This window comes from Gottfriedia acidiceleris, assembly GCF_004138285.1.
Classification (GTDB): Bacteria; Bacillota; Bacilli; order Bacillales; family Bacillaceae_G; genus Gottfriedia; species Gottfriedia acidiceleris_A.
This window is the reverse complement of the sequence record NZ_SCFN01000001.1, coordinates 421,393-445,734: the sequence shown is the minus strand read 5'-3', so window position 1 is coordinate 445,734 and position 24,342 is coordinate 421,393. Positions and strand designations below refer to the sequence as shown.

18 protein-coding genes are annotated in these 24,342 nt (G+C 31.8%); 2 read left to right on the top strand and 16 right to left on the bottom strand.

The features are described from left to right. Positions 1-226: 226 nt before the first annotated feature. The 6 genes from EP747_RS01965 to EP747_RS01940 all read right to left on the bottom strand — a co-directional run bounded on the left by EP747_RS01965 (position 227) and on the right by EP747_RS01940 (position 11,542). The gene (locus EP747_RS01965) at positions 227-3,979 is read right to left on the bottom strand and encodes an AAA domain-containing protein (RefSeq protein WP_129688291.1); all 3,753 of its coding nucleotides are present in this window, start codon (positions 3,977-3,979) and stop codon (positions 227-229) included. A gap of 588 nt (positions 3,980-4,567) precedes the next feature. After that, positions 4,568-5,488, bottom strand: a complete 921-nt coding sequence (locus EP747_RS01960; protein ID WP_129688290.1) for an HNH endonuclease — start codon at positions 5,486-5,488, stop codon at positions 4,568-4,570. Positions 5,489-5,993: 505 nt separating this feature from the next. Next, positions 5,994-8,561: an Hsp70 family protein gene (locus EP747_RS01955; protein ID WP_129688289.1), complete on the bottom strand. Its 2,568-nt coding sequence runs from the start codon at positions 8,559-8,561 to the stop codon at positions 5,994-5,996. After that, positions 8,543-8,905 carry a hypothetical protein gene (locus EP747_RS01950; protein ID WP_129688288.1) on the bottom strand — a complete coding sequence of 121 codons (363 nt, stop codon included), beginning with the start codon at positions 8,903-8,905 and terminating at the stop codon, positions 8,543-8,545. The genes EP747_RS01955 and EP747_RS01950 overlap by 19 nt, the downstream gene beginning before the upstream one ends. 12 nt (positions 8,906-8,917) lie before the next feature. Beyond that, positions 8,918-10,807: a hypothetical protein gene (locus EP747_RS01945; protein WP_129688287.1), complete on the bottom strand. Its 1,890-nt coding sequence runs from the start codon at positions 10,805-10,807 to the stop codon at positions 8,918-8,920. 96 nt (positions 10,808-10,903) lie between these two features. Then, positions 10,904-11,542: a DUF4352 domain-containing protein gene (locus EP747_RS01940; protein ID WP_129688286.1), complete on the bottom strand. Its 639-nt coding sequence runs from the start codon at positions 11,540-11,542 to the stop codon at positions 10,904-10,906. 246 nt (positions 11,543-11,788) lie between these two features. On the opposite strand from EP747_RS01940, the gene EP747_RS01935 reads away from it, so the two are divergent. Together EP747_RS01935 and EP747_RS01930 are read left to right on the top strand one after the other, a co-directional pair. Then, positions 11,789-12,457: a response regulator transcription factor gene (locus EP747_RS01935; RefSeq protein ID WP_235832753.1), complete on the top strand. Its 669-nt coding sequence runs from the start codon at positions 11,789-11,791 to the stop codon at positions 12,455-12,457. Further along, on the top strand, positions 12,447-13,943 hold the full coding sequence (locus EP747_RS01930) for a sensor histidine kinase (protein WP_129688284.1): 1,497 nt from the start codon (positions 12,447-12,449) through the stop codon (positions 13,941-13,943). The genes EP747_RS01935 and EP747_RS01930 overlap by 11 nt, the downstream gene beginning before the upstream one ends. A gap of 460 nt (positions 13,944-14,403) precedes the next feature. On the opposite strand, the gene EP747_RS01925 is transcribed toward EP747_RS01930, so the two are convergent. The 10 genes from EP747_RS01925 to EP747_RS01880 form a co-directional block, all read right to left on the bottom strand. After that, on the bottom strand, positions 14,404-14,799 hold the full coding sequence (locus tag EP747_RS01925; protein WP_129688283.1) for a VOC family protein: 396 nt from the start codon (positions 14,797-14,799) through the stop codon (positions 14,404-14,406). Positions 14,800-14,992: 193 nt separating this feature from the next. Further along, the gene (gene mutT / locus EP747_RS01920) at positions 14,993-15,382 is read right to left on the bottom strand and encodes an 8-oxo-dGTP diphosphatase MutT (RefSeq protein ID WP_129688282.1); all 390 of its coding nucleotides are present in this window, start codon (positions 15,380-15,382) and stop codon (positions 14,993-14,995) included. A gap of 395 nt (positions 15,383-15,777) precedes the next feature. After that, positions 15,778-16,560, bottom strand: coding sequence for an ABC transporter permease (locus EP747_RS01915; protein WP_129688281.1), 783 nt, complete (start codon positions 16,558-16,560; stop codon positions 15,778-15,780). A gap of 6 nt (positions 16,561-16,566) precedes the next feature. Next, positions 16,567-17,370, bottom strand: coding sequence for an ABC transporter permease (locus EP747_RS01910; protein ID WP_129688280.1), 804 nt, complete (start codon positions 17,368-17,370; stop codon positions 16,567-16,569). Next, positions 17,367-18,344 (bottom strand): ABC transporter ATP-binding protein, encoded by a 978-nt coding sequence (locus EP747_RS01905; protein WP_129688279.1) that lies wholly within the window; start codon positions 18,342-18,344, stop codon positions 17,367-17,369. The genes EP747_RS01910 and EP747_RS01905 overlap by 4 nt, the downstream gene beginning before the upstream one ends. 164 nt (positions 18,345-18,508) lie before the next feature. After that, positions 18,509-19,720, bottom strand: a complete 1,212-nt coding sequence (locus EP747_RS01900) for an exo-beta-N-acetylmuramidase NamZ domain-containing protein (RefSeq protein WP_129688826.1) — start codon at positions 19,718-19,720, stop codon at positions 18,509-18,511. A 215-nt stretch (positions 19,721-19,935) separates the two neighbouring features. Continuing rightward, complete coding sequence (locus EP747_RS01895; RefSeq protein ID WP_129688278.1) at positions 19,936-21,306, bottom strand: PTS transporter subunit EIIC; 1,371 nt, start codon at positions 21,304-21,306, stop codon at positions 19,936-19,938. A 513-nt stretch (positions 21,307-21,819) separates the two neighbouring features. Beyond that, positions 21,820-22,557, bottom strand: a complete 738-nt coding sequence (locus tag EP747_RS01890; RefSeq protein WP_129688277.1) for an IclR family transcriptional regulator — start codon at positions 22,555-22,557, stop codon at positions 21,820-21,822. Between the two features lie 257 nt (positions 22,558-22,814). Next, on the bottom strand, positions 22,815-23,516 hold the full coding sequence (locus EP747_RS01885; RefSeq protein ID WP_129688276.1) for an amino acid ABC transporter permease: 702 nt from the start codon (positions 23,514-23,516) through the stop codon (positions 22,815-22,817). A 67-nt stretch (positions 23,517-23,583) separates the two neighbouring features. Then, a complete protein-coding gene (locus tag EP747_RS01880; protein WP_235832752.1) occupies positions 23,584-24,315 on the bottom strand; it encodes an ABC transporter substrate-binding protein in 732 nt (243 codons plus the stop codon). Positions 24,316-24,342: the final 27 nt, after the last annotated feature.

Below are 24,342 nucleotides of genomic sequence, written 5' to 3'. Positions count from 1 at the left end.
TTTTAGTTCTAACTTACTGATTAAGTTTTTTATTAAATTTCATATTTCACTATGGCTATCTTGTAATCGATTTGGACCACAAATTTTGTCTGACGCAGAATGCAGTATATTGGTTAGAGAGCCAATGAAAGTTTAGTATTAATTCCACATGAAAGTTATTTGATACCTTGGAGGAGCCAGGATTTTCCATAAAAAAATGCAGCTACATAAGCTGCAAATAAAAACCTTATCCAATTAACTCGGTTACTTTCTGTTTCTTAATCAAATCTTTTATAACATGTTCAATTCTTTCAATTTCACCAGAACGGTTTTTCCACCAATTCCTACTCCAAATACGCTCAATTTTCCATCCTCTATCTTCAAGGAATCTTTGGCGATAAACATCTCTTTCTTTAGCACTTGGTGAGCTATGGTACATAGCTCCATCACATTCAATACCAAGAAGGTATTTAGAAGGATCATTTGGATCAACAATTGCTAAATCAATACGATATCCTGATAAACCTACTTGAGTATGGACTTCGTATCCTAGTTCAACTAACATATCATAAACTTGAACTTCAAATCCTGAATCAAAATGTAATGCTGGTGAGCTAACCATAGTATTGCTTCCTTCTTGAATATCTTTTAGCGTACTTGTAACTAGATCTCTACTGTTTTCAGAAGTAGCCTTAGCATATTCAAGATATGCTTTTAATAATTTCGGACCTCTATTTTTAGAATTTGATACATCAAGTTCATTTGGCTCAATACTTGAAACTACTAGGATTTTTTCTTTTGCACGACTTACTGCTACATTTAATCTATTTTCTCCGCCAGATTGACTTAAAGTACCAAAACGATTATAAACTTTACCATTCTCTCCTTTAGCATACCCAATTGAGAAGATAATTACGTCACGCTCATCACCTTGTACATTTTCGATATTTTTTACAAATATTCTTTCATCCAAATCACGTGATTGTATTTGATTATAGATCACTTCAAATTCTTTATCTGTTTCAGCAAGTTTTTCAATCTCATCTAGTATTTTTTCTTGCTGTTTAGCATTAAAAGTAATGATTCCAACCGATAAATTTGGATAGGTAATTATTTGTTTTTTAAGTTCTGATACAACAAATTGTGCCTCTATAAGATTTGATTGATTTATCCATAATCCATCGATTTTTTTCCAAGTTATTGCAGCAGGTTGTTTTAAAGGTTCAACGTTTGGTGCAATTTGAATATTAGAATTATAAAAAGCATAATTTGAAAAATTAATTAATTCCTCAGACTTAGATCGATAATGCCATTGTAAAATGCTTTCTTGAAAATGACGCTTAGACAAGTTTAGTAAGCTCTTTGATTCCTCAATTTCACCCATTGTTTCATCATCTTCATCTACCTCCATGCTTCCTTGGAATAAATTAGATGGTGGTAATTGCATTTCATCTCCAGCAACAACTACTGTTTTCCCTCTATAGATAGAAGGAAGTCCATTTTCAACTGTACATTGAGACGCTTCATCAAAAATAACAAGATCAAATAAACCTTCAGTTAGAGGTAATATTGATGATACAACCTCAGGTGACAATAACCAAACTGGTAGTAATTCTGTTAGTCCTTTATCTGAAAACTCTCTTACCAATTTTCTTAATGGCCATAATTGCCTCTTTTTAGATGTTTGATGGCTAAGCTCTTTAATCGCTTTACCAAAGTTTAATTTAGTTTCTTCGATTGAACTTAATAATTTATTTTGAAGCATAAGTTTACCAATATTTCGTTTTTGATCGATTAAATTTTTCAATTTATCACGAATTCTATTAAACTGCTCTGAACTAATTGCTTCAATTATCGGATGTTTTCTTTCAATTTCATCAATCCAATGTAAATAAATCGAATCTTGTAGAGAATCAATCCATTCTTTTGCTAGATTATTTTCTACGAAAGGTACTTCTTTAATGGCTAGTTCTATTAATGAAACTACTGTTTCATCCTTATCATGATAGAAACGGTCCATTCTTCTTAGCTCTTCAAAATCTGAGAAAATATATTCATGCATTTTTTCAAGCTCATTTAATGGTATCTTCCCATCATTAACTAGCTTTTCCATACTTGTAATCCATTCTTCAGCTACATATGGAATTAAATTTCTTAACTTCGACATAAACTTTTCTGTTTCTATTGAAAGGTCATAAAGCGTTTTTAACCATTGCTTTAATCTAATCCATTCTTTTGAACTTGTTCCTTTAAACTTATTACCCTCTAATAGCTCTTCAATAATATTTTTTCCTGTAAAAGAAGTCCAAATCCATAATCTAATGTTCTTAAAAGAGCGTTTCTTACTATCATCTAGATCCTCATAAATCTTCTCAATTTTTTCTTGAACTAATTTTGCATATTCAGGAGTAACAAAATTTTGTTCAAACTCGTCTAATTTAGAAACAGTAATTTTTGCGCTTTCAATTAAATCATTTAAAGTATCTGTCATTATCGATTGATCTTTTAACTCTAAATCCTTAAAACTCTTTCTTTGTTTCCATGGATAACTTTCATTTCCAAATCTTGCATAATATTCCCCGTAAGTATAAACCTCCGCAAGAATATCCTCTAAATTGTATCTACTCAATTTATTTAAATAAGGTTTAACATTAACAAGGCGCTTCATTTCATCCTTTGGTTTAGAGATACTATATAAATCATACGCTCTATAACCAAAATCCTGCACTTCAAATAACGCTTTTGAAATATCATTTAACTGGCCTTCACTCATTCTTAATTGGGAACTTACAAACTCAAATTCTTTTTGGTTTGAATCGTTTATTTGAATAGGTATATTTATCAACTGTTGAATCTTTGAATATAGTTTTTGACGGTCGTTCTTCTCATCATGTACTAGAGCTGCAAACTTTGATAAACCCAATCCATCAAGCCTTTGATTTACTACATCCAATGCTGCTCTTTTTTGACAAACAACTAATACCTTTTTCTTCTGATTAATTGCATCTGTAATTAAATTAACAATAACTTGAGATTTTCCCGTCCCTGGAGGACCATGAACTACTAAACCCTTTTGGTTTCTAGCTAGTTGAAGAATTTCTTCTTGTGAACCATCAGTAGGTAATAAAAAAACTTTATCTCGTTCATCAATATTTTTTTCAACTTCTTCTACAATTGGTGATAATAATGAATCATTTATAATATTTTCTTCTTCAAATAATAATTCAGAAATAAACCCTAAATCACCATTCTCTTCTAGGATAGATTTTAATAAATCATAGTCTTTTATTACTGCAGAATTCCCTTGAGGAAAACAACCTAGTACTGCTAAACTCTCAAGTGCAATTTCTCCATCATTTAATTTAGGAATGTCTTTTAATGTATAGTTTTGAAATTTTTGAATTAATGTGTTTTTAATTGGAAAATTATAATCGAATTCTTTAAACCATTCATGAAGTTCTTGAATTGAAGTAACATTAGAAAAATACTCTTCATCTAACATTTTCTCTTCTATATTAAATTCATTTAGTTTTTTTAAGGCTAAGAATAGAGTCCTATTAATTAATTTTTCTCCTTCACCTTTAACTAGATTCCAAGTTAAACCGTTTTTTTCTAACTTGATCGGGTATAAGAAAACAGGTGCTCTAAAAAAAGTACCATCCATCATTTTTCCAGTTAAGAATGGATAGCCTAAATATAAATCATACATTCCAGTTTCTTCTTCAATCCCTTTTAAATTACGGTGTAAGCTAGTTAATTTATGTGATAGAAGCATTTTCTTTTCATCATTTATATCTCTTTTAAATAATAAAATCTCATTTTTCTTGTTCTTTATAATATCATCAAGAAGAGAAGAATTTTGATTCTTATCTTGATAAACAGATTCTAGTTCTGTTAAATCAACCGCCCATTTATCTGCTAACTTCATAAGGCGAATAGAACGGTTACGTTTACTTAAATCACTCAAGCGATCCTTCAAATAGTCCAGTTTTTGTATCATTGCTGTCAACCTTTCAAAGCTTTTTCCTACATTTTATTTTTCACCTAAATTATCTATGTCTTTTCTATATATTAAATTGTTGTTCTATCTTCTATATATAAAATACAAATACAAAACTTAAAAGCATGAGAACGATTCATTATCGAGCCCATGCTTTTAATTCTAACAAAAATTATAATAAAATATTACACTTAAATATTAATTCTCGTTTTTAATTATCAAATTTCAAAATGAAAAGAAATTACAACAAGCCCAAAACGTATAAAAGAGAATTAAAGTGGGAAACTGTTGTCTTTCTTGACAATCCCAAAGAAGTGGATGAATTTGCGGCAAAAGTGCCTTTTAATAAGTCCAATCTGTTTCAGTTGGCTTTGATTGATTTGTAAAGAAGTTTGAATAATTATTAGCCAGGTGCTTATAAATTCCTGTACTAAAGCTTCCTTAATTCTATATTTTTTCTATTTTCCGACCTATTCAAATACAATAGCTGTTCATTTTTGCTTATCCTAAATAATAGAAGATGTTTTCTGGTTATTCCATAAACGATTCTATAACTTTTAGAATTTTTTCGCTTTTAACAATTCCTTATTATTTTATTTTTTCTATTTCAAAAATATTTTCTCGATGAAAATTCATATAATTTGATTGTTCTTCATTCATTTGAATCATATAATTTTCGTTTACATTTAAAAATATTTTAGAATTCTCGTCTAACTCTCGTGAAATTATTATCTCCCCATTTAGGTTAAAACTTATAAACCCTCGATCAAAAAGTTTATCGTGGTTTGGACAAAATAAAAATCCATTATTTGGATCTAACTTTTCTATATCACTCGATTTACTCCATGGTTTTATGTGACTAGCGATTAAGAATTTTTCATTTGAAACTCCACACAATTTACATTTCCTTTCTATTTTTAATAGTAATTTTTTGAATATGGATTGACCTACTCTTTGTTTAATGATCTGTTCACGTTCTGTTTTTTGAATATTATATGGTAAATTACTTTCGACCTCAATGATAAAGTCCTTCGTATTAATAGAATTAATATTAAAAGAGCCGTTTCTTTGTTCAATAACGTTTAAGAGGAATTCAGCAAGTTGGGTTGAGACTCTAAACAAATACCCCGTATTACCACGCCCCACTTTATTAAATGGGGCATATTTATCGTCTTGTTTATTTAATATTTCTTCCATAAACTCTTTATACACAATAGGATACTTTAAATCGTGATATGTACAATTAACATACCAACCATCTTTCTCCCATAAATCAACTTGATTCAGCTCTTTAGGTTTTTGCATTTCTTTACAATTTTCATTTGCTACAATTATCGATTTCATTTCACCATTATAACTATTAAAGATAATATCACCTTTTTTAATAAGCTTCATATCTTCCCAATGATGAAAAGTTTGACCTTTTCTATTTTTTTGAGGAGCCCATAAGAAGGCACCTTTTCTTTCTTCTAAATAACTTTTATTTTGAAACACAAAAAAATAATTCACAAATATCTCCATTCTTAGCCCTTTAATTTAAAGATTTCTAGTTATGTTTATTTTATCCTTATTGACGAGTATTAATTCTAATTAATTTCATAATAATCAGTCAAGATATAATTTATAAAATATACTGAATATTAAAATTATAATACCTTTAAAAATAGTGAACTAAGGTGGATTACAGTGTTTTATTCACATCCGTTTTTCAATACACAGAATTATTCATATTAAAAATAATATGTTATTTGTAATAAATAAATAAATAAATAATAATAATTTACTCAAATCTTATATAATAACACTCCATACTTATTTAGTATCACACTATCATCAATCTATTGTCGTTGTTAATCTAATAGTTTATCCATTTCTTTACTGTTCATTTGAATTGAATTTATTTATTTGATTTTTTTCTTAGAATGAGTTAGAAGCTCTCAAAAATATGCTTAATAAAATTTAAAAAAGGAAAACCAACATATTGATTTTCCTTTTTATCTTACTTTTTCAATTTTTAAGGTAACAAACGTATTCCAGGTAACTGTTTATCTTCTTCGATCGTTTCTACTACTTCTTTTGGCACCAGCCCATACAAACTATATACTACTCTTTTTAATTTTTCTAAATCATCATTGTATAATGCTTCTCTTCCCATTTGAATAAAATTTTCAGCTGCATTTTGATCTGTATAGGTACCAAAATTACTAATGTAAATAAAAAGGTCCATCCAATAAGCAGGATCTTCTCGTGCAACATGTGATTGTAAATCTTTTAATTGATTAGAATATTTTTCAATTAATCGATCATTTTTAAATTCTGTAGCTTTTATTAGGTTTTGTTTTAAAAAAAGAAAATTATTTGATATGGAAGTATCATCGAATTCGAATACTAAACGTTCAGTTTCTTCTATTAAATTTTCTATTTCTTCATCTTTAATTCCTCCAGAAGAAGAACTGATTCGATTATTATTGTCCATTTTTAATTTATGAAGTGGAATAACAATGCAATCTTTAAAACGTGTTAACTCTGCCATTGCCAAATCAGCACTATTTCTCATTCTTTCTATATTTTTGAAAAATTGATTAGCAAACTGTTCAAGGGTTTCATCGATTTTTGATAATTGTAATGATTCATTTTTTAGATTACTTAACAGAAAATCTTCTTGCAGATTGAAAATATCTTCATAAGCACTTTTTATAGAAGCTTCTATCGAATCTGTAATAGTATTAGCTCGATTTTTTTCTGGGAAATAGATATGTGTTTTCGAGAATACTTCATTAAGCCTTGGTATAAACAATTCCAATCCTATCTCTCTTGATTCTGAAATGCTTATAGTCACTTCAACTTCCTCATTTTTTGGGAGCAATGAAGAAAAACTTCCACCAGTAATTTTCATTGTAAAAATTAGAGTATTGACTGAAGGGTTGTCTAAAGTTTCACCTTCATAAACTCGTATACTAAAAAAAGTATTTTCGTCATTCGGAAGTAAGGTATTCGTTACAAAAAACTTTCGAGTTACACTTAAAGGAAGGACTGAATTCTTTTTAAATATAGGTTCTAATTTCGTTTTCATTCCCCCTTCATCTGTCTCAATTTCAATAGAAATCGTATGAGGTAAAGGCGGATTAGCAGGCTGTAAATAATTATAACTATGTCTTATTTCTATTAAAGGATTGTTAACTGTGGCCAATGTACCTCTATTATCCCTAACTTGAAGAGTAAATATATTATTCTTGTTTTCTTTTACAATCACATCAATCTCAAAATATCCCGTTTCTATATCAATTAACGGTATCCAACCTGAATTCCACGATCCATCAGTCATTGATAACATTACTTCTTTTATGTTTGAGGTGTTTTTGAAAGTACCGTAAACAGTTCCATTCAATGTAGACATAACATTTTCATATTCAAAATTTACATTAATTGCGTCATTATTTGAATAAACAGGTTTATTATCTGATACATTTGATATTTTTGTTACAGATGCATACATTGCAGCCCCTGCAGCAACTACAGTCAACGGATTTTGAGAATAATCAATTTCTGTATTAAATGTTTGTTTTAATACTTCTCGAATATAAGGAATTTGAGTAGGTCCACCGACTAATAAAATCCTATCAATACCACTCCATTGTAAGTCTATATCATCAATAGCTTTATTACATAATCTTATGCATTTAGGAAGAATAACTTCATCTAAAATACCATGTAATTTCTCGTTCTTAATAGTCCCTTGAAGCAGAATTGGTTCTCCATATTCTTCTTCATATTCATCATCGTCAATTTGAATATCATACTCCACTTTAGAATTTGTAGTTAATTGTATTTTTATTTCTTCTGCTTCGTAAATTAATCTACCTAAAATACGATAATGCAATGTAGATCCTTCTTCAATTTTGTAACCAGATTCTATTAAAGCTGGGAACAAAATTGTTTCTACAAGTGCTCTATCAATATCTTTTCCGCCTAAGAAATTATCACCTTCATGGTTTAATACTTGTAGTTGACCATCCATTGATGAAACAATAGCTACATCAAATGTACCTCCACCTAAATCAAAAATTAGCCACGTCTTATCATGTAGTGACTGATCTGTTCCATACGCAATTGCTGCGGCAATTGGTTCTTGTAGCAAATGTACATGTTCAATACCTGCAGATTTTGCTGCTTCAATAGTCGCCTCACACTGGATGGTATTAAAAGCTGCAGGAACAGTAATTACTGCTGAAGTAACATTTTCACCTGTAAGTGTAGTTACATTATTTGAAAGAGATTTCAACACTTCTGCGGATAGCTCTTCAGGAGTAGCAGAATAATCCGCTAACGGAAAATATTTTTTTTCGTGTAATCCCATTAGTCGTTTAAACTCTATTGCTACATTTTCAGGTTCAGTCACTAAAACATTATAAGCTTTATATCCTACGATAGTTCGTTTTCTTTTACCGTAATAAACTGCAGACTTTGTAACAGCCATTTGTTCCTTGTTTAAAAAAACTTTCAACTCTTCGTTTTCCCATGTTACAATACAAGAATTCGTAGTTCCCAAGTCAATTCCATATTTTAAATATTTGGTTTGCATGTTTGCCCCTCGATTCTTTTATTGGAAATGGTTACAACTGCTTGTTTTATTAATTTATTCTTATAAAAGATAGCAGGATATACTGTATCACTAATATAAAGCCTTTCACTTTCTTCGACATTTTCAGTGTGAATAACATTAACAGCTAATCCCGTATCGAATATTTCACCTGTGAGATCTTCAACAACTATATTCTTTATTTTTAAGAACTCTTCCAATTTTCTAATAAATCTGATGCTCAATGCACTACTTTCAGTGTTTGAAACATGTTTTTTTAATCGCCATATCTCAGTTCCTAATTCAATTAACTCAGAAATCGTAATTTCTTCAAATTCATTTTCCATAGCTACATCACCTCAATTTAAAGAATTATAATGATGTACGTATTCATTATATAGATCTTTTGTATCGTTGTAATCTTTAACTAAAGATTTATATTTTTCCACATCTGCATTATATGAATTAATTCTATTTTCGTAATCATTCCTATCAACTTCAATTCCATTATTTATATCTGTTTCTATACTATCAATTTCATCATTTTTCTGTTCCATTAAATAATCTAAATCATCTATTTGTTGATCTATATCGTCTAATTGCTCTTTAGTTTCTTTTAATTTTTTTTTCAAATCCTTTTGAGTTGTTGAATCTTGGATTATTGTAGAATTCTCATCATTTGAGGTTGGATCGTTACTTCCATTATCCGAAAATATGGAAGAGCAAATAATTATTGATAGGATAATTAGAAATATAATGCCACGAATGCCTAATTTATCGTACAATTTAGCAAACATATTTTTATTTTTATGCTTAACTAAACTTAATAGATATTCAATACTATCCAATAATTCATGATTTTGTACATATTTGACTGACTGTATTAGGTAATTTTCGGCTATACCTAATTTATTTAATTCAATAGCTGCACAAGCAATTTCATATAGACATCGTGCTCTGTAATTTTCTATTTTTTTTCTTTTTTCTTGATCACTTTTATATTTTTTCATGCATGATTCATAATGAATTAGAAACTCTTGTTTATACATCTGTTCAATTTTACGAAATAATTGTTCTTTTTCTTTTTTATTTAATGACATATAATTTGATTCAGGTGAATTGTCATATATACTTTTTGCACATTCAAATATCGAATAAAGACTATTTAATAGGTTATCACTTTCAAGTTCATACAGTTCTTCCTGTATTTTATTTAATTTTCCCACAATATTATTTAATTCTAGAGAATTTTCGTTGAAATATTCCTCTTCAACTATATGTTCTAATAATTCTTTATATATTAAGTGTTCATTTGCCCAAGTAAAGTGTATAGCTATACTATTTAAAACGTTTCCAATAGTTTCATTACAACACTCTTGAAAATAATTTAATTTAATACCTTTTAGATTTTGTTTTAGTATTATATATATTGGTTTCAAATTACTTTTATATATTGAAAAAGCGTTTTGACATAAACATAAATTACTTTTAACATCAATTTCGACGTCTTCTCTTTTATCTACATTACTAATTATCTTATATATTTCTTCCGCTGTCTCCTCAATATAATTAATACACTGTTCAACAAACTCCTTAATAATATCCTCCACATCAAACTTTAATGATACTAATACTTTAAGAATTGAAACTAAACTATCTTGATTTATCTTATTGTCTTCTAAAGACATAGAAACCGTAAATGATGATTCAAGTTCTTGCTTTAGTTTGAGAAAGTAATTCTTCGAGCTATTAACAGTCTCTTGCATTTCACTACCATATGTGCTAAAAATTTCTGGAATTTTTTCGGTTAATACCTTGTGATAACTATTCAAAAAATAGATCCACTTTTTCTCATTTTTAGGTGAAATACCTTCTTCACTTAATAGATATAGACCATACAGTACATAGTCATGAAAAGATTCAAAAGAAGTACTACTATTGGAAGATTGAATAAATACTACAACTTCCTCTAAGTTACATTTAGATATTTCTAAGAAATTAAACAAACAAAAAAAACGATGTCTAGTTCTATTATTATTTTGAATCAACATATTTTTTAAGTGATTTAATCTAGGAAGATCAATAACATTCCCATAGGGATCTTTTAGTATACCCAATGAGGCTCGTTTTTGGTACTTGTTTAAAATTCCCTTTAATTCATCTTGAGAAACCCTTGGATCTAATTTTAAGAGGAAAAAAGGATTATCAAACATCGCATTTTTCAAATAATCATGCACTCGATTATTCAATTAACTCACCTCTTTATTAAACAATTTAATTTATTAAAAGGTAATAAAGTCACCTTATCTTTGTTTGTACAAAAATAAGGTGATTTTTTAATCAAATTATTTAACTTGAACTTTTTGACTTCCTATTTGGATATACCATTTACCTTTAGCAAATGCGTCTTTAGAAATCTCATAAACTTCAGTACCAGTTACAGTAATCCCTGGGTTTAAATCTGACAATATTTTTGAATCATCAATTTTTGTTTCTACTGCATATGAGCTACTAGCATCAATATCAGAATCATACTTAGTACCCTTTTCATCTACCAGGTTAAGAGTAGGATAATCGAAGACTCCAACTGGCTCATCAGATACATTCTTCATTGTGTATTGAATTGCCACAAGAACTCCACCTTCAGATGCCTTTTTGCCATAATACTGATCTCCCACTGAATGTTTCTCTTCGACTTTTGATACTTTGATTTCTAATTGATCATCTTTAACAATATCTCCAACTTTGAAGATTTTTTCTTTCTTTTCAACCTCTACTTTTGAACTTCCATTTGTAGTTGTAGCTCCATCTCCGCCACCGCTTAGAGCACTACCAATTATCGATACAACAATTATGGCACCTAAAGCCGACATGATTTTATGTCTTCTAAACCAATTACGTTGATCTTTACCACAATGCACACATTTCTTAACGCCTTTCGCGATTTCCTTACCACAAGTTTTACAGGCTACTAATCCTGCCATTTGAATACCCCCAAATTATTATTGTTCTATATTTTGTTCCACGAATTTCAAATCACATCAACTTGTTACAAGTTAATTAAAACATGTAACCAAGCATTTAACCACTTACTATTCGCTGAATTATTTCTGACAAGATTGTAAGAAAAAAATTATTTTGAAATATCTTTTTTAAACAAAAAACAATCTAATATTTTTCATCAATTTGTAAAAATTAAATTAGAGGTGGAGAATATGCGATTGTTAATTATGGATGATGATCGAGAGATTGGCTCTTTTTTGCAGGAGATGTTACAAGAGGCTTCGTTTGAAGTAGATTTTTTTGATAATGCTAAGGATACATACAATGCAGCATTAGAAAATGAGTACGATCTAATGCTTTTAGATATAACATTAGATCCATTTGCTCAATATGGATTAATGTGCTCAGGTTTTGATGTATCCAGATTGATAAATGAAAAAAAGAATACGCCATATATATATCTTACTGCACGGGCGGATCCAACAGATGTTACTCAAGGGTTATATTCAGGTGCGGAAGATTATATTACAAAGCCCTATTCTTTGCCGATATTAATCGCTAAAATCCAAACCGTGCTACGAAGATTAGGTAAATCTACAATGACTAAGTCGTTGTCATTCAAAGACATAACTATCTTCTTATCTAACCGTAAAGTAACTCTTGGGCAGAAAACTATTTCCCCAAGCCCAATTCTTTACGATATTCTTGTATGTTTACTTAAAAATAAAAACCAGCCTGTATCGCGTGAGGATTTAGCCAAAGAGGTTTGGCAACATGAAAATATTACAGATTCTGATAAAAACAAAATTGACGTAGCAATTAAGAGATTGCGTGAGATTATCCCCTCAAAATATATACAATCGGTACGTGGAATAGGATATATCATTGAAGATTAAAACAAATTCAACATTAAAAGCTACTATCCATGTCGGTACTCGAATATCATTTTTACTTGCTTTGGTAATTTGTATCATGGCCCCTGTTGCATTAATTTCTAGAATCCATCAATTCGTCATAACTGAGGGTGAAAAAAATATGCAACGCATAGAGAGAGTTTCTTGGATACTACAGGCGCCTGACACAAAAATAGGGAAAAACATTTATCTTTCCACATTGACTGTACCCAACTCTGTACTTGTACTTAAGAACTTCAAAACTAATTCGACTTATGCATTCAATCCGCTCTTAAAGAAAAACGAACAAATTCTTCCTGAAGAAGCATTTTCAAAAGTAAATGATGAGAAAATGAGAAGGCTTTATAGAACCGTCATTAATAAAGCTGTCGAGGTAAATACATATTTGGTAAAGAAAGGATACTTTACAGATCGTAAATATGTAAGCGTTAAGAAGGTTGGCCAAAATTATTATGTTGTTTCATTTAAAAATGTTAAAACTGAATCCTATAATTTTAATGGAATAGCTAGTTATTATACGAATATCCCACTAGAATTCCTACCATTATTTCGAATTACTGTTACTACATTTGTTGTTTCTCTGGTTATTCTTAGTATTATTTCATTTTTCGTAGCTTTTTTTGCTATGAGAGATGTATTTGTCCCTTTGGACCGTGCCTTAAAGAAACTGGTAGTTGTAAACAAAGGAATGTTTAATGAGAGGATTTTATTTGAAAAACATAGAAATGACTATGTTGATGAATTGAGTGAGCAAATTAATATAATTTTACACCGTGCTGAACGTGCAATTCTATCTCAAGAACAAAGTGCACGTGAAATTACACATCAAATCCGAACACCACTAACGTCAATTCAACAATCAGTAGATTACTTTCGCATGTTTGGGTTTCATAATATAAAAAAAAGAGAAGAAAGACTAAATATAATCGAATCCCAGGTTGAACGAATTGCTTCAATGATCAATAAAATTATTACTTTATCTAAATTAGAAGAAATCCAAACAGAAAACCAAGAAAGTTATGATTTATCTAGTCATATCAAACAATACATTGCTAGGAATAAGACTTTGTACGAAAACGTAATTTTTGAACAAACGATACAAGTAGGTATCTCTACTTTCATTCCTTATGAGAATATCCTTCAAATAATGGATTCCCTTATTGAAAATGCTGTGAAATATTCATTTGAACCTAAAAAAATTTATATTGAATTATCGTCTTTTGATTCAAAAATCCAAATTTCAGTAAGAAATCGAGGAGTGGAAATACCTAAAGATGAGATTGATAAAATTTTTGAACATTCATATCGAGCAAAAGCTGTCCAAAAAAATTATGTTGGTACAGGTTTAGGCCTTGCAGTTGTAAAAAGGTTTGTCAGTTTATATAATGGTGAGATTTATGTAACAAGCAAAAAGAATATAACTGAGTTCGTCATTATTTTACCGAACAAACTTAAAGGGATCACTTAACTAAAATAGGATTACTCTAATGCTAGTATGCATAGCTTTGGAGTAGTCCTATTTTTTTTGGATAAATTCATTTTTTCACAACAGGCATTAGTTCGTGAAAAAAAGAAGAATTAGGCTGTGACATAGCTGTAAATGGATTAGTTAAGATGTCATTCTTAAGGCACATAGTATTTGGTTTTGATCGTTTCGGATAGCAGCTCCAACTACTTTAATTTATTTTTTACTATTTTTTACTTCTTTTTTATTGTGGAAACGAAAATAAAAAGTCAACTGCCAACAGTTGACTTTTATCTGTAAGTATAATTAAAAAATATATCAACTTTAAATTGTTCTCTTTTTCTATAAATATATATACATAGGTTTGTTTTCGTTCTTAACAATGTCACACAACAAATAAGAGGTTCCTTCATCTATCAATGACAAATCAAACTCTTGTATTATTCATCAAACCCATAAATAATTACTTTGCATTAGCATCAGGTTGATGAATTCCAAAAATATTACCTTCAGTGTCAATGAAGTATCCTTGCCATGCCATTCCAGGCAGTGCATATTTAGGCATTGCTACTTTGCCACCATTTTCAACAATTTTAGCTTCCGTAACGTCGTAATTTTCTACTCCCATGGTACATGCATATCCATTTAATGGTTGGTTTGCTTCAGGAGGAGCACTTTGGCGTTGCATTAAGGCACCATTAATTCCCATTTCGCCCTCATTGCCTGTCACTGCACCAAAGTATGGCATTCCTGCATATTCACTCCAATCTTGAAACGTCCAACCAAATACCTCTCCATAAAACTTCTTAGCACGTTCCATGTTATCAACGTGAATTTCGAAATGAATTAATCTTCCCATATTTTCCTCCTATGTTTTACAAGAATTTTCCTTAACTCATCTAGTATGTACACTTTAGTTGCTTATTTATTATTATATGGGATATGGAAAAAAATTCAAATTTACAAAGAAATATTTCTTGTATCATTTGTTCGACATCATTCTTAATTACTTAGTTTTATCGTTAATCGATCAGCAATAACTTATATACTTTTTATCTGATCAATTTCTCAACGGTAGGAAGGTCAGCTGGTGCCCACTCAAGTTCTTTTAAATCAGAAATTTCTTTCCATTCTATCTTCGCATGCTCATTAGCTACTGGCGCACCGCTTATAATCTTGGCTTCATATGTTATCAAATTTACGATTATATTTGGATACTCATGAACGACGTCTTCAACTAAATCAGCTACAGATATTTCGCAGCCTAATTCTTCTTGTATTTCACGGACCAACGCCTCTTCAGGTTTCTCGTTCTTTTCAATTTTTCCTCCTGGAAATTCCCAGCTATTTGGCATGCTCATTTCAGGTGAACGTAAGGCACATAGTATTTGGTTTTGATCGTTTCGTATAACAGCTCCAACTACTTTAATTTGTTTTTTCATTCTTTTCTAATATCCTTTTTATTCAATTATATGGTTATTATTTGCACCGTGCATTGAAAGTCTATCTAATTAATCATTATTCTATTTCTTTTCTAAAATTCGAATTGCTTTTTCAATTTTAGCTAACGTCTTACCCATTCCAAAATCGATTACTTTTGTATGTGGCTGATTAGATTTTCTTTTATTTTTTCGTTTTAATCCCGTAATGCCCCTCCTTTCTTTATGATTTTTTTATATTTTAACAAAGAAGAACTAAAGATTTATGCAAAATTAAGGAGATATTGGGAACTTTTTAAACATCTCGTGTTTACTTTCAAAAGGTTATACCAAATTACTTACACTGTTTCTTCCATTAAAAAACGCAATCCTCATAACCGGATTGCATCTTTAAAGTTTTACGAACCTGTCGATCGATAATGTCTCACACCAATTTCCCATACTACTAAACAAGGTATGATAAAAATGATTCCCGCTATAGGAGCTAACATATATAAATATGCATTTCCCTCCGTTTTATCTAACAAATACATTAAAGGTAAGTAATTCACGCATCCAAAAGGAATTACAAATGTAAAAAATTTAGTTATCCATTTCTGATAAATATTTAATGGATATTGCGCCATCTCTCTTCCGCCGTCTGTAAAAATATTGACTACTTCGAGACCCTGGATTGTCCAAAAACACATCGTTGCAGCAAGGATAAAGATACCAGTAAAAATAAAGACCCCGCTGATAATCATCAAAATAATGGTTACTACTTTCATACTGCTCCATTCGATGGAGAGATTATTTAATGCCCAAATCAAAACAATTAAACTCTGAAGCAATCTACCAATTCTAGTAAACTCGAATTTGGAACCCATAACTTGAACAATTGTACTTCTTGGACGAACAAGTACTCGATCAAAACTACCGCTAGTTACTAGACTAGAGAAAGAGTCAAATCCACGAGCAAAGCATTCACTTATAGCAAAGGACATATGGATAATGGCAAAACAAAGCGCAACCTCATAAAAAGTCCATCCTTTAATTTGTCCAAATCGTTCAAATAAAAAATAAAGACCTGCAAACATCGAAAAAGGAATTAAAAACTGTCCGGCTGTTAAAAGCCAAAAGGATGTGCGGTATTCCATTTGTGATTTAAAGAGAATCAGAAGATATTTAAAATATAGTCGCATATTATGTCACCCTCCTTGGACCACAACTCTGCGTAAAGCTTTAGTAAAAGCGATTCTTCCTAGCCATACAAGTAAAACTAACCAAAAAATTTGTATGACAATACCAATTAATGCTTCATTTTGAGGTATATTACCAGAGTATACCCGAAACGGAAAATCAGCTGTCCATCTAAATGGAAGGAAATAAGCAAAGGTCTGTAGCCATGCCGGCATTAGTGGAATTGGAATTGTTAATCCAGAGAAAAATTCACCAATTACCCCAAACAGTAGCAAAGAGCCTATAGGTGACATTGTCACAAATACTGAAATATAAATGAACATTGAAATTGAAACAAGAAGAAGTAATCCAAAAATCAGGGCAAGTAAAAATAACACAAAGGTTAAGACACTTGGTGGTAACGTCATTTTATAAGGTTGAGGTAATAAGAATGCAACAAATAGAATCGGGAAACAGCGTAGAATTGCACTCGACAAGCGTTGGGCTAAAAGTTTTGAATACCAAAATCCGTAGATTTCACATGGTCTACAAAGCTCGTATGCGATATTCCCAGTTGTAATTAAATCGAAAAGCTCATTATCACGAAACCACAGCATGATGAAAGCTAAAAAGGATTGTTGTAACCATAAGTATGTAATGATTTCTTTTAAGGAGAGTGGTTGAGATTGTACTGTTTGACTATAAAAAGCTTCAAAGATCATGATGTACATAAATCCCCAGAAAAACTGTGTTGCTACCCCCGCCAATGCTGCTGAACGATATTGCATTCCATTCATTAATCGTAGTTTTAGTACAGATACATATGGCTTCATATTTGAAACTCCTTATATAAATCTACGATAATTTCTTCAATTGGTTGTGCCTCAATCGTGACATCAAGTAGATCAACCTTACTGGATAAACTGGAAATCACATCGGATATTTTAACTTGTTCAATATCTATACTTAAAATTGCCCGTTCAGGAGACCATGTAATCATTTTAGTTCCAGGAATTTTAAATGGATTTTGGTCCTCCTTATAATCTACCGTAATCGTTTTATGAGTCCCAAAATGTTTTCGTAATTCAGTCAAGTTCCCATCGAATAATAGACTTCCTTTACCAATTAAAATAACCCGATCAGCTAAAGCTTCAATATCATTCATATCATGTGTTGTAAGGATAACGGTAACGCCCTTTTCTTTATTGATTGTTTTAATGAACTCACGTACAGCAATTTTTGAAACGGCATCAAGTCCAATTGTGGGTTCATCTAAAAATAAAATTTTAGGACTATGTAGCAATGATGCTGCGATTTCACAACGCATCCTTTGTCCTAAGCTTAATTGCCGTACAGGTGAGTGAATAAGACTTTTTAAATCGAGTGTTTCAACAAGTAGATCAAGATTATCTTGATATTCGTTTTGAGGAATTTTATAAATATCACGGAGAAGCTCAAACGAGTCTATGACGGGTACATCCCACCACAATTGAGAACGTTGCCCAAAAACAACACCAATTTGTTTAACATAGGAAGCTCTTTCCTTCCATGGAGTGTATCCCATTATGTTACACGTCCCTCGATCTGGAACCAATATTCCGCTCATGATTTTTATTGTCGTTGACTTCCCTGCGCCATTCGGACCAATATACCCTACGATTTCCCCCGGTTCAATAGAGAAAGAAATATCATTCAACGCTTCGACAATCGAATACTCTCGATAAAAAAGCCCCTTCACTGCCTGCTTAATTCCTGAAGAACGTTTCGCAACTTTGAAAGATTTACTTAAACCATCTACTGTAATCATTTTTTTCGCCTCCTAACTTTTTGACTGGAAGAAAAATACTATCATCATAATATCGGCACGTCAATATTTTTTTAGTTTATTCTGTATTTTACAAAAAAGTAAAAGCGATAATTATCGCAACTAAAAAAGAATGAAATCAATTGATCTCATCCTTTTTAAGGAAATCACTTATACATCAAATACTCTTTTCGAGCCTTCTTAAATTCATCCAGTTCGCTCTGGTATTTATTCATGATGTCTGTAACGGAAGCTCCTTCATTAATCATTGGTCTGATCCAGTCGTTTCCGATTAATTTATCAAAGAAGTTGTTTGATAGAAATTCGAAGTCACTCGGGTACATGTCATGAATTGTTTTAATGATATGAAGTCCTGTTGACACCGCTTCTAATTTTTCACGATCAGTGACATAGATTTCAACACCATGGCTCAGTATCCCCGCATGTTTTGAGAATGTTGGTATAAAGGATGCCGCTCTGAATTTCACACCTGGAAGTCTTAGTGCGTTCAATTTTGATGCAAGGTCTGTTCCATTTATATAAGGTGCACCGATTATTTCAAACGGCTTGGTCGATCCGCGTCCTTCTGACACATTTGTCCCTTCAATAAGACCAGTTGCTGGATAAATAAATGCTGTTGAAACTGTCGGCATATTAGGTGATGGTAAAACAAAAGGTAGTCCTGTTTCGTCGTAATCCATGAAACGTTTCCAGCCTTTCATTTTGACGACTTTTAAATCTGCTCCAATTTTATATTCTTTATTGAAGAAAGTAGCGAGTTCTCCTACTGTCATTCCATGCTTAGTTGGTATTGGGTACAATCCAATAAAGGTTAAGGAGTCAGGTTCAAGAATAGGACCGTCAACTGAAAGTCCGCCTTGTGGATTTGGACGATCGAGTACTACAAATGGTATGTTGTTTTCTTTAGCCGCTTCCATTGCATATGCCATTGTGTAGATATATGTATAGTGACGTGTACCCACGTCCTGTATATCAAAGAGAAGTACATCTACATTTTTAATCATTTCAGGTGTTGGTTTTTTTGTTTGTCCATAGAGGCTGTAAACAGGTAGTCCTGTTTTATCGTCAATATACGATTCCACATAACTTCCGGCTTGAGCATCACCGCGAACTCCATGCTCGGGACCTAATAAAGCTGTTAGTTCAATATCTGGATCCTCGTACAACAAATCGACAATGCTGTTTAGTTTGGAGTCAATACCCGTTGGATTGGTAATTAAGCCAACTTTTTTTCCTATTAAAAGTTCTTTCTGATCAGCTAAAAGGACTTCAATTCCAGGAGTTACTTTATTCTTTTTCTTCTTTGCAGAAACATCTTTTTCGATAGGCCATGCACAAAGGGCAAGTACTAGAATCATAATCAGCAAAAATACTCGTTTCAATCTCCCCCCTCCTTTACTTATCGGGTAACTGATATAGATTTTGATAAGCTCAAATTTTTACTTATAGCCGTAGCTATCATTCTTCACTATTTTCCCGTCTTTTATGACAAATAGGGCTGCTAAACCAGCAGCCCTTCTTTTTCAAATCTTTTATAATAGTGATAGTTCTCCTGTTTACATGTTAACTTAAATTACTTGAATTCAACAGCCATTTCATCTTTAAATCCGAATAAGTAAGTAAAAATAAAGCCAGCTACATAAGAGATAATAACTCCAGTTAGGTATAATAAAATCTGATTTGTATGAACTAAAAATGATAATGGAAGTCCTGAAACGCCAACTGCAATTGTAGCGATATGGAAATGAGCCTGAAATGCTCCTCCGATTCCGGCACCTAAACATGCCGTTAAGAATGGACGCCCTAGCGGGAGCGTTACACCAAAGATTAATGGTTCACCGATTCCAAGCATTCCTGATGGAAGTCCCCCACCAATTGCACGTTTTAAGCTTTTCTTCTTCGTTTTAAAGTAAATTGCAAATGCTGCACCGACTTGGCCCGCTCCCCCCATCGCAAGGATTGGAAGTAAAGGGTCATCTCCAATGGAGTTAATTAATTCAAGATGAACTGGCGTTAAACCTTGATGAAGTCCAGTAACTACTAATGGAAGGAATGTTGCGCCAAGTACAAAACCAGCTACAACTCCTCCATAATCAAGAACATTTAGCAAGCCTTTTGTGATCGCATCGGATACATAACCACCAACAGGCATAAACACAATATAAGTAACAATACCAGTAATTAATAACGCAATAGTTGGTGTAAGAATGATATCAAGAGATTGCGGCACAAATTTTCTTACTTGCCTTTCAACAATCGCGATGAAGATTGCCGCGAAAAGAACTCCAATTAACCCTCCTCGTCCAGGAAGAAGATTATTTCCAAATAAAGAGATATCTCCAACTGCAGGGTTAATGACAAGAATACCCGCCAATGCCCCAAGCGCTGGTGATCCACCAAATTCCTTTGCTGCATTTGTTCCGACTAAAATTCCAAGATAAGCAAACAGACCAGATCCGATAACAGTTAAAATAATAGCTAATTTTGAATCTGCTGCAAGCCATTCCGCTTGAACAATTGCTTTTGTAATACCGGTTATTAATCCTGAAGCTACAAGGGCAGGAATTAACGGAATGAAAATACTTGCGATCCTACGTAAAAACAATTTAAACGGTTTTGCATTCTTTCTATCAATCTCTGATTTGTTTTTGGAAGCTACTTCCTTCAGATCAAAATCATCAGCAGCTTCTAGCAATTTATCAAACTCTGCTGCGACTTTATTTACAACACCAGGTCCGAGTATGATTTGAATCGTTTCTTCTTCTACAACTCCTAAAACCCCTTCTGTCTTTTTAATCGTCTCTATATCAACTAAAGTACGATCCTTCGATGCTACACGTAATCTTGTCATACAATGAGTGGATGTCGTTATATTATCCACTCCTCCCAAATGCTCTAATAATTGTTCGGCAATTAATAAGTATTTGCTATTCCCCTTTGCCATCTTTACAACTCCTTTTAAAGAGACTATTTTAATAGATATAATCCTACCTCTTGAAATAGATTTGAATTAATTATGACAATAATCGGTGTTGCTAGATTGATAGTTTTACAAATCGTTTATCCTCTCCCTTCTTTAACTATTTAAATGTACATTCAGCAACTACTTAATTTCAGACAGCTCCTGCACAGGAATCCTACTTTAAAAGCTTTTTGTTCTTTACCGAAAGAATCTCGAGTGTATTTGTCCAATTAATGCACCCTAAAAAGTAACATTCATAATTTCTGGTATATTTACCATAAACTAAATTTCAAGTTTAATATTAAAGTTTTTGAAATTTTATTTTAAATTTTACGCTAATGATATCTCTTTTATGACAAGGTATTAATAGGAAAAATTATTAATATGGGAGAATTGATAATTCGGATGAGGATAATTTCCGATGGAGTAAAACCAAGTATGGTTTTATAAAAAAATAGACACATCCCATGTTAGTGGAATGCGTCTATAAGGGAACTATATTTTCCCTATTTTCTTTGAAATTTCTTCCGCTGCTTTTATTACTTCTTCTATCAAGAACGGAATACGATCCTGAGTAAAACGAAATCCTGGTACATTCACGCTTAAAGCAGCAAGTATTTTGTTGTTGTATCCAGTAATTGGTGCCGCAACAGCCGCCGTATCCTCTGTTTTTTCACTTTGACTGATTGCATAACCATTTTGTCTGATATCGACCAGTTGCTGTTTTAAAAGCGATATTGAATTAGGTGAAAGATTTAGCTGATCTAGTACTTGTTGAATTTCATTCTCTTTCATATAAGCAAGAATGGTTTTATTGGGAGCACCAATATGTAGTGGAATTCGAATACCCAGATTTTCAGCAATTCTAATTTTTAAAGGACTGTCAATTTTATCAATAACAATTCCATCTATACCACTTTCAATATTTAAATAGATACTTTCCTCTACATGTTTCGCCAACCGCTCCATTACTGGCCTTGCAACTAATCTGAAATCCATTTTATCCAATTGACGGAGGCCAAGTTCCATCCATTTATACCCCAACTTGTAATGCTTGGTTTCAGGTATTTGTACAACAAGTCCGTGTTTGATTAAAGCGTTTAGTAATCGGTGAAGCGTACCAAGAGATAGTGATGTTTTTTCCGACAATTCGGTGATTTGCCAATTACTTTTGGATTCATCCGAATTTAGAATATCGATAATAAGCATAGCTCGGTCAATAGATTGGACCATGATCATAACTCCTATGACTCTTCACTTCTTATCTTGGGGAGTCTGTTCAAAAAGTCTGGGAATATTCCTCGTTTAGTGGATTCCCCGATCATTACGTACTGGTAGTTTACGTTACGTTTATTAAAGGATGCGTTGACTTGAATATCTCAGCTCTTCTTGTTTCCATTTTGAACTTGCAAATGAATAATTGTGAGAGTAATTTTTTACATATATCTTACAAGTTTATAATCTGTTTTTCCAAGGATTTTTCAATTAATTTACAACTTTATTGATTCTAATGATGCATTAGACTTATTTTTTCTTATTTTTCGTTTTTTATTACGACTCACATCCAAAGAATCTTCAAGCTTTTTAACTCCAAACGTAATAATTAATACAAGTGCAAGATAATATAAACCTACTACAATATATGTATTCATTTGTTCAAAGTTAGAGGCAGCCTCACTTAGTCCTGCTCCCCATAAATCTTGCATTCCTACATAAGCTACAAGTGAAGAGTCTTTTAATCCAATTATAAACTGATTACCAAGAGCAGGAATCGCAATTTTAAATGCTTGAGGTAGCACGATTCTTCTCATTGCTAAAGGTTGGGACATCCCAAGAGAACGGGCAGCTTCCAATTGCCCTCGGTCAATTGATTGAATTGAACCACGAAAGATTTCAGCAATATATGCTCCACTATGTACACCTAACGCCAATGCACCAGCCCAAAACTGCGAAAATGTAATAATACTAGAAAGTCCGAAGTATAAAATTGCGATTTGAACAATAAGCGGTGTCCCACGAATGACCGTAATATAGAGATTAGCAATATAATTAAGCACTTTAATCCGTGAGAGTCTGAAAAATGCAAATATAAGACCTATTCCACTTCCCAAAATAGTAGAGACGATTGTTAATTTTAATGTTAATAAAGTTGCCACTAAAAATACATGAAATGTATTTAAAAATATATGCATGATGAACCTCACCTCTCATCTTGTCCTAAGAAATATTAGGCTTTTATTTTACTCTAGTATTCTATTATTATTTTTCTTCAAGAATATTGCGACCAAACCACTTTTCACTAATTTTTTCGTAAGTTCCATCTTTAATAATTTCGTCTAAAGCCTTATTAATTTTCTTCTGAAGTTCTTTATCATCTTTCCTTACAGCAATTGCTTGATTATCGTGAGTTAGTGGAGTGCCTACATCTTTAATCTTAGCCTTACCTTCTTTAATTACTCTAAAGCCAACCATTTGATCCGTAATTACAGCATCTAGTCTACCAGTTGGAAGATCCATTATAGCCGTAAGATCACTATCATAATCAACTACATTTTCTTTTCCAGTATACTTAATAGCTAAATCTTTATATGGGCTTGCTTTTACAACTCCAATTTTCTTCCCTTTTAAATCCTCAGCAGATTTGATTTCCTTATTATTATCAGCGACAAAAATCTGAGAACCTGAAATATAATATGGATTACTGAAATCAACCACCTTTTCTCGTTCTTCAGTAATCGTCATGCTACCCAAAATCGCATCATACTTATTGGATACTAATCCTTGTACAATAGTTTCCCATGGGTTTGTTACAGGTACAGCTTTCATTCCCATTTTTTCTGAAAGTGCTTTACCGATTTCAACATCAAATCCAGCAAGCTTGCCATCTTCCTTAAAGTTAAATGGTTTATATAACCCACTCATTGCATAATGAAATTCTTTTGAACTCGCTTGATTACTGGTTTTATCTGCCCCACAGCCACTTAGAAACATTGCCCCTGCTATCATTGAAGATAATAA

Excerpts from the sequence above, each read along its gene's own strand:
- EP747_RS01965 (WP_129688291.1), bottom strand. The coding sequence starts at position 3,979 with ATGATACAAAAACTGGACTATTTGAAGGATCGCTTGAGTGATTTAAGT.
- EP747_RS01955 (WP_129688289.1), bottom strand. The coding sequence starts at position 8,561 with ATGCAAACCAAATATTTAAAATATGGAATTGACTTGGGAACTACGAAT.
- EP747_RS01950 (WP_129688288.1), bottom strand. The coding sequence starts at position 8,905 with ATGGAAAATGAATTTGAAGAAATTACGATTTCTGAGTTAATTGAATTA.
- EP747_RS01940 (WP_129688286.1), bottom strand. The coding sequence starts at position 11,542 with ATGGCAGGATTAGTAGCCTGTAAAACTTGTGGTAAGGAAATCGCGAAA.
- EP747_RS01935 (WP_235832753.1), top strand. The coding sequence starts at position 11,789 with ATGGATGATGATCGAGAGATTGGCTCTTTTTTGCAGGAGATGTTACAA.
- EP747_RS01925 (WP_129688283.1), bottom strand. The coding sequence starts at position 14,799 with ATGGGAAGATTAATTCATTTCGAAATTCACGTTGATAACATGGAACGT.
- mutT (WP_129688282.1), bottom strand. The coding sequence starts at position 15,382 with ATGAAAAAACAAATTAAAGTAGTTGGAGCTGTTATACGAAACGATCAA.
- EP747_RS01915 (WP_129688281.1), bottom strand. The coding sequence starts at position 16,560 with ATGCGACTATATTTTAAATATCTTCTGATTCTCTTTAAATCACAAATG.
- EP747_RS01910 (WP_129688280.1), bottom strand. The coding sequence starts at position 17,370 with ATGAAGCCATATGTATCTGTACTAAAACTACGATTAATGAATGGAATG.
- EP747_RS01905 (WP_129688279.1), bottom strand. The coding sequence starts at position 18,344 with ATGATTACAGTAGATGGTTTAAGTAAATCTTTCAAAGTTGCGAAACGT.
- EP747_RS01900 (WP_129688826.1), bottom strand. The coding sequence starts at position 19,720 with ATGATTCTAGTACTTGCCCTTTGTGCATGGCCTATCGAAAAAGATGTT.
- EP747_RS01895 (WP_129688278.1), bottom strand. The coding sequence starts at position 21,306 with ATGGCAAAGGGGAATAGCAAATACTTATTAATTGCCGAACAATTATTA.
- EP747_RS01890 (WP_129688277.1), bottom strand. The coding sequence starts at position 22,557 with ATGGTCCAATCTATTGACCGAGCTATGCTTATTATCGATATTCTAAAT.
- EP747_RS01885 (WP_129688276.1), bottom strand. The coding sequence starts at position 23,516 with ATGCATATATTTTTAAATACATTTCATGTATTTTTAGTGGCAACTTTA.
- EP747_RS01880 (WP_235832752.1), bottom strand. The coding sequence starts at position 24,315 with ATGTTTCTAAGTGGCTGTGGGGCAGATAAAACCAGTAATCAAGCGAGT.